This is a genomic window from Marinactinospora rubrisoli, assembly GCF_042664915.1.
In the GTDB taxonomy this organism is placed as follows: domain Bacteria; phylum Actinomycetota; class Actinomycetes; order Streptosporangiales; family Streptosporangiaceae; genus Marinitenerispora; species Marinitenerispora rubrisoli.
Window position 1 is genome coordinate 69,019 of sequence record NZ_JBHTBH010000012.1, and the last position, 14,525, is coordinate 83,543.

At 70.6% G+C, this 14,525-nt stretch carries 16 protein-coding genes; 6 read left to right on the forward strand and 10 right to left on the reverse strand.

Annotated elements, in window-relative coordinates; genetic code table 11:
• Positions 1–27 precede the first annotated feature (27 nt).
• From ACFQRF_RS22335 to ACFQRF_RS22370, 8 genes are read right to left on the reverse strand one after another with little or no spacing between them, the layout of a single operon-like run.
• Positions 28–381, reverse strand: coding sequence for a metal-sulfur cluster assembly factor (locus tag ACFQRF_RS22335; RefSeq protein ID WP_379873115.1), 354 nt, complete (start codon positions 379–381; stop codon positions 28–30).
• A complete protein-coding gene (gene sufU / locus ACFQRF_RS22340; protein WP_379873116.1) occupies positions 378–857 on the reverse strand; it encodes a Fe-S cluster assembly sulfur transfer protein SufU in 480 nt (159 codons plus the stop codon). Before sufU ends, ACFQRF_RS22335 begins: the two co-directional genes overlap by 4 nt.
• A gap of 16 nt (positions 858–873) precedes the next feature.
• Positions 874–2,163, reverse strand: coding sequence for a cysteine desulfurase (locus ACFQRF_RS22345; protein WP_379873117.1), 1,290 nt, complete (start codon positions 2,161–2,163; stop codon positions 874–876).
• Entirely contained in the window at positions 2,160–2,927 is a 768-nt protein-coding gene (gene sufC / locus ACFQRF_RS22350; RefSeq protein ID WP_379873118.1) for a Fe-S cluster assembly ATPase SufC, read from the reverse strand. Before sufC ends, ACFQRF_RS22345 begins: the two co-directional genes overlap by 4 nt.
• Positions 2,928–2,939: 12 nt before the next feature.
• Positions 2,940–3,269, reverse strand: coding sequence for a non-heme iron oxygenase ferredoxin subunit (locus tag ACFQRF_RS22355; protein ID WP_379873119.1), 330 nt, complete (start codon positions 3,267–3,269; stop codon positions 2,940–2,942).
• Entirely contained in the window at positions 3,262–4,425 is a 1,164-nt protein-coding gene (gene sufD, locus ACFQRF_RS22360; protein ID WP_379873120.1) for a Fe-S cluster assembly protein SufD, read from the reverse strand. The genes ACFQRF_RS22355 and sufD overlap by 8 nt, the downstream gene beginning before the upstream one ends.
• Positions 4,426–4,427: 2 nt before the next feature.
• Positions 4,428–5,840 carry a Fe-S cluster assembly protein SufB gene (gene sufB, locus ACFQRF_RS22365; protein ID WP_379873121.1) on the reverse strand — a complete coding sequence of 471 codons (1,413 nt, stop codon included), beginning with the start codon at positions 5,838–5,840 and terminating at the stop codon, positions 4,428–4,430.
• Positions 5,840–6,637, reverse strand: a complete 798-nt coding sequence (locus ACFQRF_RS22370) for a helix-turn-helix transcriptional regulator (RefSeq protein ID WP_379873122.1) — start codon at positions 6,635–6,637, stop codon at positions 5,840–5,842. The genes sufB and ACFQRF_RS22370 overlap by 1 nt, the downstream gene beginning before the upstream one ends.
• A 271-nt stretch (positions 6,638–6,908) precedes the next feature.
• Between ACFQRF_RS22370 and ACFQRF_RS22375 the strand changes: the two genes are divergently transcribed.
• From ACFQRF_RS22375 to ACFQRF_RS22390, 4 genes are all read left to right on the forward strand, one after another.
• Entirely contained in the window at positions 6,909–7,841 is a 933-nt protein-coding gene (locus ACFQRF_RS22375; protein WP_379873123.1) for an ABC transporter ATP-binding protein, read from the forward strand.
• The gene (locus ACFQRF_RS22380; RefSeq protein WP_379873124.1) at positions 7,838–8,653 is read left to right on the forward strand and encodes an ABC transporter permease; all 816 of its coding nucleotides are present in this window, start codon (positions 7,838–7,840) and stop codon (positions 8,651–8,653) included. The genes ACFQRF_RS22375 and ACFQRF_RS22380 overlap by 4 nt, the downstream gene beginning before the upstream one ends.
• A gap of 50 nt (positions 8,654–8,703) precedes the next feature.
• Positions 8,704–8,919, forward strand: coding sequence for a type II toxin-antitoxin system HicB family antitoxin (locus ACFQRF_RS22385; RefSeq protein WP_379873125.1), 216 nt, complete (start codon positions 8,704–8,706; stop codon positions 8,917–8,919).
• 101 nt (positions 8,920–9,020) lie between these two features.
• Positions 9,021–9,371, forward strand: coding sequence for a hypothetical protein (locus tag ACFQRF_RS22390; RefSeq protein WP_379873126.1), 351 nt, complete (start codon positions 9,021–9,023; stop codon positions 9,369–9,371).
• A gap of 220 nt (positions 9,372–9,591) precedes the next feature.
• Here the strand turns inward: ACFQRF_RS22390 and ACFQRF_RS22395 are convergent, their stop codons facing one another.
• A complete protein-coding gene (locus tag ACFQRF_RS22395) occupies positions 9,592–10,812 on the reverse strand; it encodes an arginine deiminase (RefSeq protein ID WP_379873127.1) in 1,221 nt (406 codons plus the stop codon).
• A 282-nt stretch (positions 10,813–11,094) separates the two neighbouring features.
• On the opposite strand from ACFQRF_RS22395, the gene ACFQRF_RS22400 reads away from it, so the two are divergent.
• Complete coding sequence (locus ACFQRF_RS22400) at positions 11,095–11,901, forward strand: EamA family transporter (RefSeq protein WP_379873235.1); 807 nt, start codon at positions 11,095–11,097, stop codon at positions 11,899–11,901.
• A 205-nt stretch (positions 11,902–12,106) separates the two neighbouring features.
• The gene (locus ACFQRF_RS22405; protein WP_379873128.1) at positions 12,107–13,198 is read left to right on the forward strand and encodes a COX15/CtaA family protein; all 1,092 of its coding nucleotides are present in this window, start codon (positions 12,107–12,109) and stop codon (positions 13,196–13,198) included.
• Here the strand turns inward: ACFQRF_RS22405 and ACFQRF_RS22410 are convergent.
• The gene (locus ACFQRF_RS22410) at positions 13,137–14,495 is read right to left on the reverse strand and encodes a PrsW family intramembrane metalloprotease (protein WP_379873129.1); all 1,359 of its coding nucleotides are present in this window, start codon (positions 14,493–14,495) and stop codon (positions 13,137–13,139) included. The two genes, ACFQRF_RS22405 and ACFQRF_RS22410, sit on opposite strands and share 62 nt — an antisense overlap.
• Between the last annotated feature and the right edge of the window lie 30 nt (positions 14,496–14,525).

The window sequence follows — 14,525 nt, forward strand, 5'->3', positions numbered from 1 at the left end:
AGGTGCCGCCACGGCATCGGGCGGGGCTCACACGTTGAAGCCGAGCATCCGCAGCTGGTCCCGGCCGTCCTCGGTGATCTTGTCGGGGCCCCACGGCGGCATCCACACCCAGTTGACCCGCACCTCGCGCTCGAACTCCGCCAGGGCGCTGCTCGCCTGGTCCTCGATCACGTCGGTGAGCGGGCAGGCCGCACTGGTCAGCGTCATGTCCAGCGTGATGACGTCGGTGTCGATGGAGCACCCGTAGAGAAGGCCGAGGTCCACCACATTGACCCCCAGCTCGGGGTCGATGACGTCCTTCAGCGCCTCCTCGATCTCCTCGCGCAGCGCCTCGTCGCCCTCCGCGGGGCTCGCGGCCGAAGCGGTCTGGTTCTCGGTCATGAGGCGCCCTCCTTCTCTGTGGCCAGTGACTTGGCGGTCGCGTCCTTCCACGCCATCCAGGCGAGCAGGGCGCACTTGATACGTGCAGGGTATTTCGACACGCCGGCGAAGGCCACCGCGTCCTCCAGCACGTCCTCGTCCGGTTCGCCGTGCCCCTTGGAGTGCATGAGCGCGGTGAACTCCTCCAGCACCCGCATCCCCTCGTCGACGCTGCGGCCGATCAGCAGGTCGGTCAGCACCGAGGCGCTGGCCTGGCTGATCGAGCAGCCCAGGCTGTCGTAGGAGACGTCCTTGACGGTGGCGTTGCCGTCGAGGACCTCGCCGCTGGGCGCGAGGGTCACGCGCAGCGTCACCTCGTCCCCGCACGTGGGGTTGATGTGGTGCGCCTCGGCGTTGTAGGGGTCCCGCAGCCCCTTGTTGTGGGGATTGCGGTAGTGATCCAGGATGATCTCCTGGTACATCGTCTCCAGCTGCATCGGTTCGACGGCCCTCCTAACGCGCCGGGCCGGTGCCGAAGAAGCGCTGCGCGGCCTGGATCCCCTCGACCAGCGCGTCGATGTCGGCGAACGAGTTGTACAGGTAGAACGAGGCACGGGTGGTCGCCACGATCCCGAAGCGCCGGTGCAGCGGCCACGCACAGTGGTGCCCGACCCGCACGGCCACGCCCCGGTCGTCCAGGACCTGCCCGACGTCGTGCGGGTGAATGCCGTCCACGGTGAACGACACCGCGCCGCCGCGGTCCTCGGCCTCGGCCGGGCCGATGATCCGGACCCCGTCGAGGGCCGCCACGTGCTTGAGCGCGTACTCGGTGAGCGCGTGCTCGTGCGCCGCGACCTCGGCCATGCCGATGGCGCCGAGGTAGTCGCACGCCGCGGCGAGTCCCACGGCTTGCGGCGCCATGGGCACCCCCGCCTCGAATCGCTGCGGCGGGTCGGCCCACGTGGAGTGGTCCATGTGGACCACCCCGATCATGGAGCCGCCGGTGATCACGGGCGGCATGGCGGCGAGCAGCTCGCGCCGCCCCCACAGCACGCCGATGCCGTTGGGGCCGAGCATCTTGTGCCCGGAGAACACCAGGAAGTCCACGCCGAGTTCGCGCACGTCGACCGGCAGGTGCGGCACCGACTGGGCGCCGTCCACCAGCACCAGCGCGCCCACCTGGTGGGCCCGCTCGGCGATCTCGCGCACCGGGTTGACCGTGCCGAGCACGTTGGACTGGTGGGTGAGCGCGACCATCCGGGTGCGCTCGTTCACCAGGCCGTCGAGGTCGGACAGGTCCAGGCGCCCCTCGTCGGTGACGCCGAACCAGCGCAGGGTGGCGCCGGTGCGGCGGCACAGCTCCTGCCACGGCACCAGGTTGGCGTGGTGCTCCATCTCGGTGACGACGATCTCGTCGCCCGGGCCGACGCGGAGCCGGGACAGCTCCTCGCCGGCCGTGGCGGCGTTGCTCATGGCGTAGGCGACGATGTTGACCGCCTCGGTGGCGTTCTTGGCGAACACCACCTCGTCGGCGTCGGCCCCGATGAAGGCGGCGATGGTGGCGCGCGCCGACTCGTAACCGTCGGTGGCCTCCTCAGCGAGCTGGTGCGCGCCGCGGTGCACCGCCGCGTTGTGCCGTTCGTAGAACTCCCGCTCGGCTTCGAGGACCTGCCGGGGCTTCTGCGAGGTCGCCCCGGAGTCGAGGTACACCAGCGGGCGCCCGTCGCGGACGGTCCGGCCCAGGATCGGGAAATCGGCCCGGATCGCGTCCACGTCGAGCAGCCCCAGCTCGCTGCGGGTCACTGGGAAGCGCCTGCCTTCACGAATCGCTCGTAGCCCTCGGACTCCAGCACGTCGGCGAGCTCCGGGCCGCCGGACTCGGCGACCTGGCCGTTCGCGAAGACGTGCACGTGGTCGGGGCGCACGTACTGCAGGATGCGGGTGTAGTGGGTGATCAGCATGACGCCGACCTCGCCGGTGGCCCGGGCGCGGTTGATGCCCTCGGACACCACCTTGAGGGCGTCGACGTCGAGGCCGGAGTCGGTCTCGTCGAGGATGGCGACCTTCGGCTTGAGCAGTTCCAGCTGCAGGATCTCGTGGCGCTTCTTCTCGCCGCCGGAGAATCCCTCGTTGACGCCGCGGGAGGCGAAGGCGTCGTCGATGGACAGGTTGCCCATGGCCTGGCGCAGCTCCTTGGAGAACACCCGCAGCTTGGGCGCCTCGCCGCGCACCGCGGTGACGGCGCTGCGCAGGAAGTTCGACATGGAGACGCCGGGGACCTCGACGGGGTACTGCATGGCCAGGAAGAGGCCGGCCCGGGCGCGCTCGTCGACGCTCATCTCCAGGACGTTCTCGCCGTCGAGGAGCACCTCTCCCGCGGTGATCTCGTACTTGGGGTGGCCGGCGATCGCGTAGGCCAGGGTGGACTTGCCGGAGCCGTTGGGACCCATGATGGCGTGGGTCTCACCGGAGTTGATGGTGAGGTCGACGCCCTTGAGGATCTCCTGGCGCTCCTCGGCGCCGATGAGGACGTCGGCGCGCAGTCCGCGAATCTCAAACTTGGTCATCAGTGTTCAGCCTCAAGCATCCTTCGGGTCCAGCGAGACGAGCACGTCTTCGCCGTCGATCTTCACTGGGTAGGTGGGTATCGGGCGGGTCGCCGGCGGGTTGATCGGCTTTCCGGAGCGCAGGTCGAAGCAGGAGCCGTGCAGCCAGCACTCGATCGTGCCGTCCTCGACCTCGCCCTCGGAGAGGTTCACCTCGGCGTGCGAGCAGATGTCGCTCACCGCGTAGACCTCGCCCTCGCTGCGCACCAGCGCCACGGGGGTGTCGTCGATCTCGACGCCGAGCGCCCCCTCGTCGGGGATGTCGGCGAGGGCGCACGCCCGGACGAACGTTCCGTCACTCATGCAGTGCCAGCTTCTCCTCGACCTCGGCCATGATGCGTTCCCGCAGCTCCGGCACCTCGATGCGGTTGATGAGGTCGGCGAAGAACCCGCGGATCACCAGGCGGCGGGCCTCGGCGGCGGGAATGCCGCGCGACTGCAGGTAGAACAGGTGGATGTCGTCCAGCCGTCCGCTCGCGCTGGCGTGGCCGGCTCCCTCGACCTCCCCGGTGAAGATCTCCAGGTTGGGGACGGAGTCCACCCGGGTGCCGTCGGTGAGCACCAGATTGCGGTTGTGCTCGTAGGAGTCGGTGCCCTGGGTGCCCTCACCGATGATCACGTCGCCGATCCACACGGCGTGCGCGTCCTCGCCGCTCAGCGCGCCCTTGTACTCGACGCGGCTGCGGGTGTTGGAGACGTTGTGGTCGATGAGCGAGCGGTGCTCGTGGTGCTGGCCGGCGCCGGTGAAGTACAGCCCGTGCAGCTCGGCGTCGCCGCCGGGGCCGGTGTAGCCGACCTTGGGCGAGAGCCGGACGAGGTCCCCGCCGAGGGTGACCACGAAGCTGCGGAACCGGGCGTCGCGGCCGACGCGCGTGTACTGGTGCGACACGTGGACGGCGTCGCGGTCCCAGTCCTGGAGGCTGACCACGTCGAGCCGGGCGCCGTCCTCGACGACGAACTCGACGTTGTCGGCGTAGACCGAGGCGCCGGCGTACTCCAGCACCACCGTGGCGGCGGCGTTGGGCCGCACGTGGACCAGCAGGTGGCCGTAGGCGTCGCCCTGCCGGACGCCGGTGGTCCGCACGAACACGGGGTCGGCGGCGGTGGCGCCGGCCGGCACGGTGACGATGGTGGCCTCGGTGAACGCCTGGTAGGCCAGGGCGCTGACGCGGTCGGTGGGCAGGAAGGACCGGCCGAGCCGGGCGTCGTCACGGGCGACGGTCTCCACGCCGACCTCGGCCGGCGCCTGGACGTCGACCTTCACCACGCCATCGGCGATCTCACGCCCGTCGTGCAGCCCGCGCAGGCGCCGCAGCGGGGTGAACCGCCACTCCTCCTCGCGGCCGTTGGGCACGGGGAAGTCGTTGAGGTCGAACGAGCCGTGGGTGTCGAGCTTGGAGATGGGGATCTCCCCGGCCCCGTGGCTGTGCTCCGTGATTCCGAGATTGGGGCTGGCCATGCTTAACCAACCGCTCCTTCCATCTGCAGCTCGATCAGCCGGTTCAGTTCCAGCGCGTACTCCATGGGCAGCTCGCGCGCGATGGGCTCGACGAACCCGCGCACGATCATGGCCATGGCCTCGTCCTCGTCCAGCCCGCGGCTCATCAGGTAGAAGAGCTGGTCCTCGCTCACCTTGGAGACGGTGGCCTCGTGGCCCATTTCGACGTCGTCCTCGCGGACGTCGACGTAGGGGTAGGTGTCGGACCGGCTGACGGTGTCGATCAGCAGCGCGTCGCACTTCACCGTGGACTTGGAGTGCGCCGCGCCCTCCTGCACCTGGACCAGCCCGCGGTAGGAGGCGCGGCCACCGCCGCGCGCCACCGACTTGGAGATGATGGTCGAGGAGGTGTTGGGAGCGCAGTGCACCATCTTGGACCCGGTGTCCTGGTGCTGGCCCTCGCCGGCGAACGCGATGGACAGGGTCTCGCCCTTGGCGTGCTCGCCCATGAGGTACACGGCCGGGTACTTCATGGTGACCTGGGAGCCGATGTTGCCGTCGATCCACTCCATGGTGGCGCCCTCGTAGGCGACGGCGCGCTTGGTGACCAGGTTGTAGACGTTGTTCGACCAGTTCTGGATGGTCGTGTAGCGGCAGCGCGCGTTCTTCTTGACGATGATCTCGACGACCGCGGAGTGCAGCGAGTCGGACTTGTAGATGGGCGCGGTGCAGCCCTCGACGTAGTGGACGTAGGCGCCCTCGTCGACGATGATCAGGGTCCGCTCGAACTGGCCCATGTTCTCGGTGTTGATCCGGAAGTAGGCCTGCAGCGGGATCTCCACGTGCACGTTCTTGGGCACGTAGATGAAGGAGCCCCCGCTCCACACGGCGGTGTTCAGCGCGGCGAACTTGTTGTCGCCGGCCGGGATCACGGTGCCGAAGTACTCCTTGAACAGCTCCGGGTGCTCACGCAGCGCGGTGTCGGTGTCCAGGAAGATGACGCCCTGTGCCTCCAGGTCCTCGCGGATCTGGTGGTAGACGACCTCGGACTCGTACTGCGCCGCGACGCCTGCGACCAGCCGCTGCTTCTCCGCCTCGGGGATGCCCAGCTTGTCGTAGGTGTTCTTGATGTCCTCGGGCAGTTCCTCCCAGGAGGCGGCCTGCTTCTCCGTGGACCGGACGAAGTACTTGATGTTGTCGAAGTCGATCTTGGACAGGTCGGCACCCCAGGCGGGCAGCGGCTTCTTGCCGAACAGCCGCAGCGCCTTCAGGCGGAGGTTCTGCATCCACTCCGGCTCGTGCTTCTTGCCCGAGATGTCGCGGACGACCTCCTCGTTCAGGCCACGGCGAGCGGAGGCGCCGGCCACGTCGGGGTCGGCCCAGCCGTATTCGTAGGTGCCGAGCCCTTCGAGCTCGGGGTGCGCGGTAGACGTCATTACGCGGATCCTCCTGGACGGGACGTCCTGGTCTGGCGACGGCCGCCCGGTTCGGCGTCCGGGCCGGCCTTCGTTTCCGGGATGTTGATGTCGCGGGGGCTGATGTGGGTGGTGCAGACGGCGTCGCCGTGCGCGATGGTGGCGAGGCGGCGGACCGGTGTGCCGAGGAGGCGGGCGAACAGCTCGATCTCGGCCTCGCACAGTTCCGGGAACTCGGCGGCGACGTGCGCCACCGGGCAGTGGTGCTGGCAGAGCTGCTCGCCGCCGCCCGGAGCCGGGGCCTCGCCGGCGGAGGCGGCGTAGCCGTCGGAGGACAGCGCCTCGGCGAGCAGCCGGGCGCGCTGCTGCGGCGGCACTTTGGCGAGCATCGGCCGGTAGCGGCGTTCGAGGTCGGCCACCTGCCGGCGGGCGAACTCGCTCACGGCGGCGGGCCCGGCCTTCTCGGCGAGGAACCGGAGCGCGTTGGTGGCGAGGTCGTCGTAGCCGTGGCCGAAGGTGTCGCGGCCGGCGCCGGTGATGGCGAACACCCGGGCCGGGCGGCCCCGCCCGCGCCGTCCGCGGGGGCGGGCGTCGCGCGCTTCGACCATGCCCTCCTGCATGAGGTTGTCAAGGTGGCGGCGGATGGCCGCCGGCGTCAGTCCGAGCCGCTCCCCCAGTGTGGCCGCGGTGATCGGGCCGTGCTCCAGGATGAGCCGTGCCACCCGGGCGCGGGTGCCGGTCTCGGCCCCGTGCTCGGCAGGGGACGGCCGGGAGGCGCCCGGCACGGCGCTTCCCCACGTCCGCTGATCACGGCCCATGTTTTTCACAACATCAGTGTGGCGTAAATCAGTCCCGGCAGGCAAACCGCGTTTCATGCCGTGGATCACGCAGGCAAGCCTTGCCTTACCGGCGATTTCCTGCGCGGCCCCGGCCGCGTCGCCGCAGTGCGAATCGGCGGCGTCGGCCGATGATCTCGGATTCCAAGACGATCGTCCCACCATCCGGACAACTGTGGCGCGCCGGACGAAGTACTCGCCCATGGTCGCACCCGGTGCGTTAGGACGCCGCGACGGACCTACACTTTGCGGCATGGAGACAGCCGCGGTCGAGGTAACCGACTTGGTCAAGCGCTATGGCGGGACGACCGCCGTGGCCGGCCTGTCGTTCACCGCAGCCCGCGGCGCCGTGACCGCCCTGCTCGGCCCCAACGGCGCGGGCAAGACCAGCACGATCGAGATCTGCGAGGGCTTCCGCCGCGCGGACTCCGGCAGGGTGCGGGTGCTCGGGCTGGACCCGTGCGCCGACGCCCGGGCCCTCAAGCCCCGGGTCGGCGTCATGCCGCAGTCCGGCGGGGTGCCCACCGGCGCGCGCGCCGGCGAGTGGCTGCGCCTCATGGCAGCCTTCCACGCCGACCCGGTGCCGCCCGACCTGCTGCTGGACCGGCTCGGGCTCACCTCGGTGGTCCGTACCCCGTTCCGCCGCCTCTCCGGTGGCCAGCAGCAGCGGCTGTCCCTTGCCGCGGCCGTCATCGGGCGTCCCGAACTCGTCTTCCTGGACGAGCCCACCGCCGGGCTCGATCCGCAGGCCCGCCGCGCCACCTGGGACCTGATTACCGAACTGCGGGCGTCCGGGGTCGGCGTGGTGCTGACCACGCACTACATGGAGGAGGCCGAGCGGCTCGCCGATCACGTGGTCATCATCGACCACGGCCGCGTGGTGGCCGAGGGCAGCACCGCGGCCCTCACCGACGCCCAGCAGGAGCTGCGGTTCCGCGCCACGGCCGATCTGGACGTCGCGAGCCTGGAGCGGGCGCTGCCGGGAACCTCGCAGGTCACCGCGCTGGCCGGCGGGCAGTACGTGGTGGTGACCGCCGACCCGGCCGGGCTGGGGCCGGAGTTCCTGGCCACGCTGACGACGTGGTGCGCGGCGCACGGCATCCTCCCCGAGGAACTGCGCGTCCAGCGGCGTACCCTCGAAGACGTCTTCCTCGAACTCACCGGCCGGGACCTGCGCGAATCATGACCGACTCCACCTCCACGTCCGCCGCCACACCCGGCCGGACCCCCGGCACCTTCGCCCCGCGCCCGGGCACCGCGCCGCTGGCGCGCATGATCCTGGCCCAGGCCGGGATGGAACTGCGGGTACTGCTGCGCAACGGCGAGCAACTGCTGCTCACCATGGTGATCCCGGTGCTGCTGCTCGTCGGCTTCGGCACCACCACGCTGATCGACGTGGGCGGCGGCTCCCGGATCGACTTCCTGGCGCCCGGGGTCCTGGCGCTGGCCGTCATGTCCACGGCGTTCACCGGCCAGGCCATCGGCACCGGATTCGAACGCCGATACGGCGTGCTGAAGCGGCTCGGCGCCACGCCGCTGCCCAGGTTCGGCCTGCTGAGCGCCAAGACGCTCGCGGTGCTGGCCGTTCAGACGATCCAGATCACCGTCATCTCCGCGGTCGCCCTCGCTCTGGGCTGGTCGCCCACGGGGGGACCGCTCGGTGCGCTCGCCGCCGGAGCGCTGATCCTGCTCGGGACCGCGGCGTTCAGCTCGTTCGCGCTCCTGCTGGCCGGCACCCTGCGCGCGGAGGCGACCCTCGCGGCCGCCAACCTGGTCTACGTCGTGCTGCTCGGCCTCGGCGGCGTGCTGTTCCCGGTCGACCGCTACCCGGACGCGATCCAGCCCGTGGCGGCGGCCCTGCCCATCACGGCGCTGGCCGGCGGCCTGCGCGCGGTCCTCACCGAGGGCGGCGGGCCGCCGGTGGTGCCGCTGCTCGTCCTCGCGGTCTGGACGGTGGTGGGGGCGGTGCTTGCGAGCCGGTTCTTCCGCTGGGAATAGACCGCCCGCGGATAGCTTTAGCAGGCAGGTCTGTGATGGAGGCGGCACTCATGAACGACTACCTGGTTCTGATCGAACGTACCCCGGACGGGTACGGCGCATGGTGCCCGGACCTGCTGGGCTGCGTGGCGCTCGGTGACACCGTGGAGGAAACCATCGCGGAAATGCAAGAGGCCATCCAGTTCCATCTGGAAGGCATGCGCGAGGAAGGGCTTCCCATTCCCGCCCCCACCACCGTGACGACCGCACGGGTGGCGACCGCCTGAGCGGCCACCATCCGCCGACCCGCGTCCGAGCGTTAGCCCCCTTCTCAGGGGGGCTGACCTGTTAGTATCGAGTCGGCCACGCAGCGTGACTTGGAGGCTCGATGACGAGTACCGAGGACACCCAGCGGGCCGCAGCCACCCCCACGAGCATCATCATGTCGGCAACGGACGCCAGCATCGGCGAGGCGGTGGTCGTGGCCGGTTTCGTCCGCACGCACCACGACGGTGACACCAACCTCGCCGGCCGACTCGCCGAGATGGGCGGTGACGGCTCGCTGCAGCGGCTGGTCACCGACTACCGGGAGCGAGAGCGGCGCCGTGCCGAGATCCAGGCACTGGCGGCACACGGAGTCGTCGCGGAGCGGGACTGCCCCCGGTGCAGCGGCAGCGGGAAGGACCCGAACGGCGGCGGCAGGTGCTACTTCTGCAAGGGCAGCGGGAAGACCACCTGACCGGCCGTGACGTTTCCTTCGTCGCACTCACCATCTCGCTCCCCTCCACCGCCAACGCGAACCAGCCTCCGGCGATCGGCGTCGACGCCTCCGGACGCTCGGCGGCTCGCCGCCAGCGTTTCCCGTCGCGCTCACCTTCTCGCTCCCCTCCACCGCCGACGCAGAAAAGGCTACGCACAGAGGCGTTGACGGCTCCGGACGCTCGGCGGCTCGCCGCTTTTTACCCGTCGCGTTCGATCGGGCAGGTCATGCAGTGCGGGCCGCCGCGGCCGCGGCCCAGCTCGCTGCCGCGGATGGTGATCACTTCCACGCCGTTCTTGCGGAGGTAGGCATTGGACGCGTCGTTGCGCTCGTAGGACAGCACCACTCCGGGCGCGACCGCGAAGACGTTGCAGGCGTCGTCCCACTGTTCGCGTTCGGAGGAGAACACGTCTTGGGTGGGGGTGAGGACCTTGATGTCGTCCACCCCGCAGGCACGGGCGATGGCGCGGTGCATCTCCTCCGGCGGGTGGTCGGTGACCTTCAGCTCCTTCTCGTTGTCGCCGGGCTCGATGGTGTAGGACGGCAGCATCCCGAGACCGGCGTACTTGGTGAAGACCCCGTAGTCGACGTTCGTCATCACCGTGTCCAGGTGCATGACCGCGCGGGCCTTGGGCATCCAGATGCCGAGGATCCGCTCGGCACCGCCCCGGGCGAACAGGTCCTGCGCGAGCATCTCCACGGTCTGCGGCTGCGTGCGCTCGCTGAGCCCGACCAGCACCGAGCCGTTGCCGACCGGCATCACGTCGCCGCCCTCGATGGTGGCCGGCGCCCACGCGCTTCCCGGGTTCCAGACCTCGAAGTCGGCCTCGGCGAACATCGGGTGCCACCGGTAGATGGCCTCGTAGTGGGTGGTCTCGTGCATGCGCGCCTTCTTGCGCATGGCGTTGATGGAGACTCCGCCGTAGATCCAGCACGAGGTGTCGCGGGTGAAGAGGTGGTTGGGGAGCGGGGGCAGGACGAAGTCGTCCATGCCGAGGGTGTGGAACCACACCGACTTGGGCTCCGCCATGCGTTCCAGCGTCTCGCGCTTGGTGATGCCGCCGATGAGGTGGCGCCGCAGCGTCACGGCGTCCATGGCGTCGAGCGCGCCGCGCACGGCGTCGATGGCGAGCGGGCCGTGGAAGCGCTCGTCCAGGACGTGGTCCAGGATGTAGCTGCGCGCCTCGGGGATCTCCAGGACCTCCTGCAGCAGCACGTGGAGGACGTGCACCCGTGCGCCGAGGTCGCGCAGGATATCGGCGAAGGCGTCGTGCTCCTCCCGGGCCCGCTGGACCCACAGCACGTCGTCGAACAGCAGCCGGTCCTTGTTGCTCGGGGTGAGCCGCTGCAGTTCGAGATCGGGCCGGTGCACGATGACCTGGCGGAGCCGGCCGACCTCGGAGTTCACCGAAAACGCCATGACCTCTCGTCTCCGTTCCTTCGGGCGCGATGCGCCGGGGCGGTCGGTCGAGCGTACGACCGGGCGGCGCGGCACCGGCCCACCAGGGGTGTGATCAACCTTTCCCGGAAACACGTCGCCGGGAACCCGTCGGCTCCTCGCCCCGAAAAGCCGCCCTTCGTAGGATGACCGGTTGTGAGTGTCACCACCGCCGCGAACGGCTCCCCCCGATCCCTCTGGTTGTGGCTGCCGCGCACCGCGGAGGCGGCGCGCACCGCCGGCGCGGCGATTCCGCCGACGTGGATGGTGCTGATCGGCATCCTGTCCGTGCAGTTCGGGGCGGGCATCGCGAAGAACCTGTTCCACAGCCTGCCGCCGAGCGCCGTCGTGTGGCTGCGGCTGCTCACCTCGGCGGTGCTCCTCCTCCTGCTGGCCCGGCCGGCGCTGCGGGGCCGCACCCGCGCCGACTGGCTGGTGGTCGTCGGGTTCGGGGTGTCGCTGGCCACCATGAACTACGCGATCTACCAGTCCTTCGCCCGCATCCCGCTCGGGATCGCGGTCACCATCGAGTTCCTCGGCCCGCTGACGGTGGCCGTGCTGGGGTCGCGGCGCAGGATCGACCTGGTGTGGGTGGCGCTGGCGGCGGTCGGTGTGCTGCTGCTGGGGTTCGACGACGGCGGTGACATCACGGCCGCGGGCGTGGCCTTCGCGCTGCTGGCGGCCGTGGCCTGGGCGGCCTACATCCTGCTGAGCGCGGCGACCGGCCAGCGGTTCTCGGGCACGTCCGGACTCGGGGTCGCCAGCATGGTCGGGGTGCTGCTGATCGCCCCGGCCGGCATCGCGGAGGGCGGCACGGCTCTGCTGGATCCGCGGCTGCTGCTGTTCGGCCTGGCGGTCGGCCTGCTGTCCTCGGTCGTCCCCTACACGCTGGAGATGCAGGCGCTTCGCCGGATGCCGCCGCGCGTCTTCGGGATCCTGATGAGCCTGGAACCCGCGGCGGCGGCGCTGGTCGGGCTGGTGGTGCTGGGCGAGTTCCTCTCGCTCTGGCAGTGGACCGCGGTGGCGTGCGTGGTGGCGGCCAGCGTGGGAGCGACCCGGACGGACCGGTAGCGGCGGCGGCGCGGAAATGTCCGGGCCGGAATCGTTCTTCCAGCGAAATACTTCCAGGGGTCCCTGCGAAGCGCAGGGGTCCCTGCGAAGCGGCGTTGCCGGACAAGGCGGCGCCGTTTCGCTGGCCCGGCCCGGAGTCACCGCACGTCGTCGCGCTCGGTGGGGTCACCGGGCCGTCCCGGAGGGACCTACTACGATCTGTCGTATGAACGGCATCCCCTCTCCGACCGTGGTCACGGGCGCGTCCGCAGCCGCGCAGGACAGCATCGAGATCCTCAACCTGCCGCTGTGGGCGTGGCAGATCGTGTTCGCCGCCGCGGGCGTGCTGGCGCTCGTCGCGCTGGCGCGGACGATCTGGCAGCCGACGACGGCGTCGCTGCGCTGGTGGGCGCTCGGCAACGTCGTCGTCAACGCCGGTATCGCGGTGACCGGGGCAACGGTGCGGGTGACGTCGTCCGGTCTCGGGTGCTCGGAGTGGCCGCGCTGCACTCCGGACAGCTACGTCCCGCTCGGGGTCGAGCACGCGGCACTGAACGCCGCGATCGAGTTCGGCAACCGGATGCTCACGTTCCTGGTGCTCACCGTCGGGGTGATCGTGTTCGTGGCGACGCTGCGGCTACGGCCGCGGCGGCGGGACCTGCTGCGGCTGGCCACGATCATCCCGCTCGGCGTGCTGGGGCAGGGCGTGGTCGGCGGCATCACGGTGTGGTCGGACCTGCATCCGGCGTCGGTGGGGGCGCACTTCCTGCTGTCGACGCTGGTCGTGGTCCTGACCATGGCGTTCTACGTGCGCTGCCGCGAGCCTGAGGGAGAGCTGCGGCTCACCGTCTCCCCGCTGGTCCGCCGGGTAGCCGCCGCCATGGTCGGCGTGGGATTCCTGCTGCTGGTGGCCGGCACCGTGGTCACGGGTACCGGCCCGCACGGGGGCGACGCCGAGGCGCCGCGCTGGGGATTCGACCTGGTCGCGGTGACCCGGCTGCACTCCGCCCTGGCGTGGCTCACCGTCCTGGGAGCGATCGCCCTGGTCGTCCTGCTGATCCGGACCGGCGCCGGGCGTCCGCTCCGCAACCAGGCGTGGCTGCTGGTCGCCGCGATCCTGGGTCAGGGGGTCGTCGGCTACGTGCAGTACCTGCTGGCACTGCCCGAATGGCTGGTGGTGCTGCACGTGCTCGGATCGATGCTGGTGTGGGCCGCGATCCTGCGGGTGTACTTCGGCACCGCGGAACGGGTGCGCGTCACCACCCCGGCGGCCGGTTCGGCGGCTGCGGCGGCTGCTGGGGAGGCGGCCACCCGGTAGCCGGCGGCTGCTGGCCCGGACCGGGGTGCGGGGCTCCTCCCGCCGCACGCTGCGCCTGGGCGCGCTCGATCACGTGCGCGAAGTCCGACCGCTTCAGGAAGCCGGAGTCGGTCGGCGCCGAGGCCCAGACCGGGGCCACCGGCTGCTGCACGCGGCCCATGAACGCCTCGCGCGCCACGTGCATGAGGGCCAGGAACGAGTCGCGGCGGTGCCACCACTCGGGCCGGGCCACGCCGCGGTCGAGCCGCTGGTGCAGCAGCGCGAGCTCGGTCGCGGCCAGCTGGTAGTCCTCCATCGCCTTGCGCCCGCGCTGACCGGCGGTGCGCTGCGCCCAGGAGCGGGCGCGCCGCCGGCCGCCCATCGAGCTGAGCATCTGGATGTCGGCCGGGGTGACCAGTCCGGTGGGGATGTAGGGCGGCAGGTAGCGGGAGATCGCGGAGACCTGACGGCGGCGGTCCTGCACCGCGATGCCGATCAGCGAGACGAGCACGCAGAACAGCACCACGTAGGCGACGCCCAGGCCGAGGTAGCCGAAGATCGTGGAGCCGTTCCACAGCCCGTGCAGCAGCATCGCGGCGAACCAGCCGGCCACCGGGGCGAAGAACCGTGCCGCGCCGCGGTTGATGGCCACGTGGGCGACGCCCAGGCCGATCATCGCCGTGTAGAGCGGGTGGCCGAAGGGGGCGATGAGACCGCGCAGCACGAAGGTGAAGACCAGGCCGCCGACCCCCTGCTCGAAGAACGAGCTGAGGAAGTAGGAGATGTTCTCGGTGAAGGCGAACCCGGTGGCGACCATCCCGGCGTACACGACGCCGTCGGTGTAGGAGTCGATCTCGTGCCGCCGCCGCCAGAGCAGGAGCAGCAGGACGACCCCCTTGGCGCTCTCCTCGACCAGCGGCGCGCCGACGGCGGCGCTGAGGTAGGAGCCCAGATCGGCGCCGAAGAGCGGCACTGTGTACAGCTCCATGCCCATCGTGTTGAGGATGAGCGAGACCAGCACCGCGACGCCCGCTCCCCAGAGGAAGGCGAACAGCAGCATGGAGCCGGGCTCGGGTTCCAGCCGGTCCAGCAGCAGGATGAGCGGTATCAGGATGGTGACCGGGATGATGGCCGCGACCAGGCTGATGACGAAGCCGAGGGCGCCGGTGGCACCGCCACCGGCCAGGCCACCCAGAAGCAGGTAGGCGAGCATAACGATCACGCACAGCACGCTGATCGTGATGCCGATGATCAATCCCACGGAGTGGCGGCCGGGCTTGCGCCCCTCCAGGATCGCTTTCGTGTCAAGAGCGGGCATAGCCCATGAGCGTAACGGGTCGCCCACTCA

Coding starts and splice junctions, on each gene's coding strand:
- ACFQRF_RS22335 (WP_379873115.1), bottom strand. CDS start 381: ATGACCGAGAACCAGACCGCTTCGGCCGCGAGCCCCGCGGAGGGCGAC.
- sufU (WP_379873116.1), bottom strand. CDS start 857: ATGCAGCTGGAGACGATGTACCAGGAGATCATCCTGGATCACTACCGC.
- sufC (WP_379873118.1), bottom strand. CDS start 2,927: ATGACCAAGTTTGAGATTCGCGGACTGCGCGCCGACGTCCTCATCGGC.
- ACFQRF_RS22355 (WP_379873119.1), bottom strand. CDS start 3,269: ATGAGTGACGGAACGTTCGTCCGGGCGTGCGCCCTCGCCGACATCCCC.
- sufD (WP_379873120.1), bottom strand. CDS start 4,425: ATGGCCAGCCCCAATCTCGGAATCACGGAGCACAGCCACGGGGCCGGG.
- sufB (WP_379873121.1), bottom strand. CDS start 5,840: ATGACGTCTACCGCGCACCCCGAGCTCGAAGGGCTCGGCACCTACGAA.
- ACFQRF_RS22370 (WP_379873122.1), bottom strand. CDS start 6,637: ATGGGCCGTGATCAGCGGACGTGGGGAAGCGCCGTGCCGGGCGCCTCC.
- ACFQRF_RS22375 (WP_379873123.1), top strand. CDS start 6,909: ATGGAGACAGCCGCGGTCGAGGTAACCGACTTGGTCAAGCGCTATGGC.
- ACFQRF_RS22380 (WP_379873124.1), top strand. CDS start 7,838: ATGACCGACTCCACCTCCACGTCCGCCGCCACACCCGGCCGGACCCCC.
- ACFQRF_RS22385 (WP_379873125.1), top strand. CDS start 8,704: ATGAACGACTACCTGGTTCTGATCGAACGTACCCCGGACGGGTACGGC.
- ACFQRF_RS22390 (WP_379873126.1), top strand. CDS start 9,021: ATGACGAGTACCGAGGACACCCAGCGGGCCGCAGCCACCCCCACGAGC.
- ACFQRF_RS22395 (WP_379873127.1), bottom strand. CDS start 10,812: ATGGCGTTTTCGGTGAACTCCGAGGTCGGCCGGCTCCGCCAGGTCATC.
- ACFQRF_RS22400 (WP_379873235.1), top strand. CDS start 11,095: ATGGTGCTGATCGGCATCCTGTCCGTGCAGTTCGGGGCGGGCATCGCG.
- ACFQRF_RS22405 (WP_379873128.1), top strand. CDS start 12,107: ATGAACGGCATCCCCTCTCCGACCGTGGTCACGGGCGCGTCCGCAGCC.
- ACFQRF_RS22410 (WP_379873129.1), bottom strand. CDS start 14,495: ATGCCCGCTCTTGACACGAAAGCGATCCTGGAGGGGCGCAAGCCCGGC.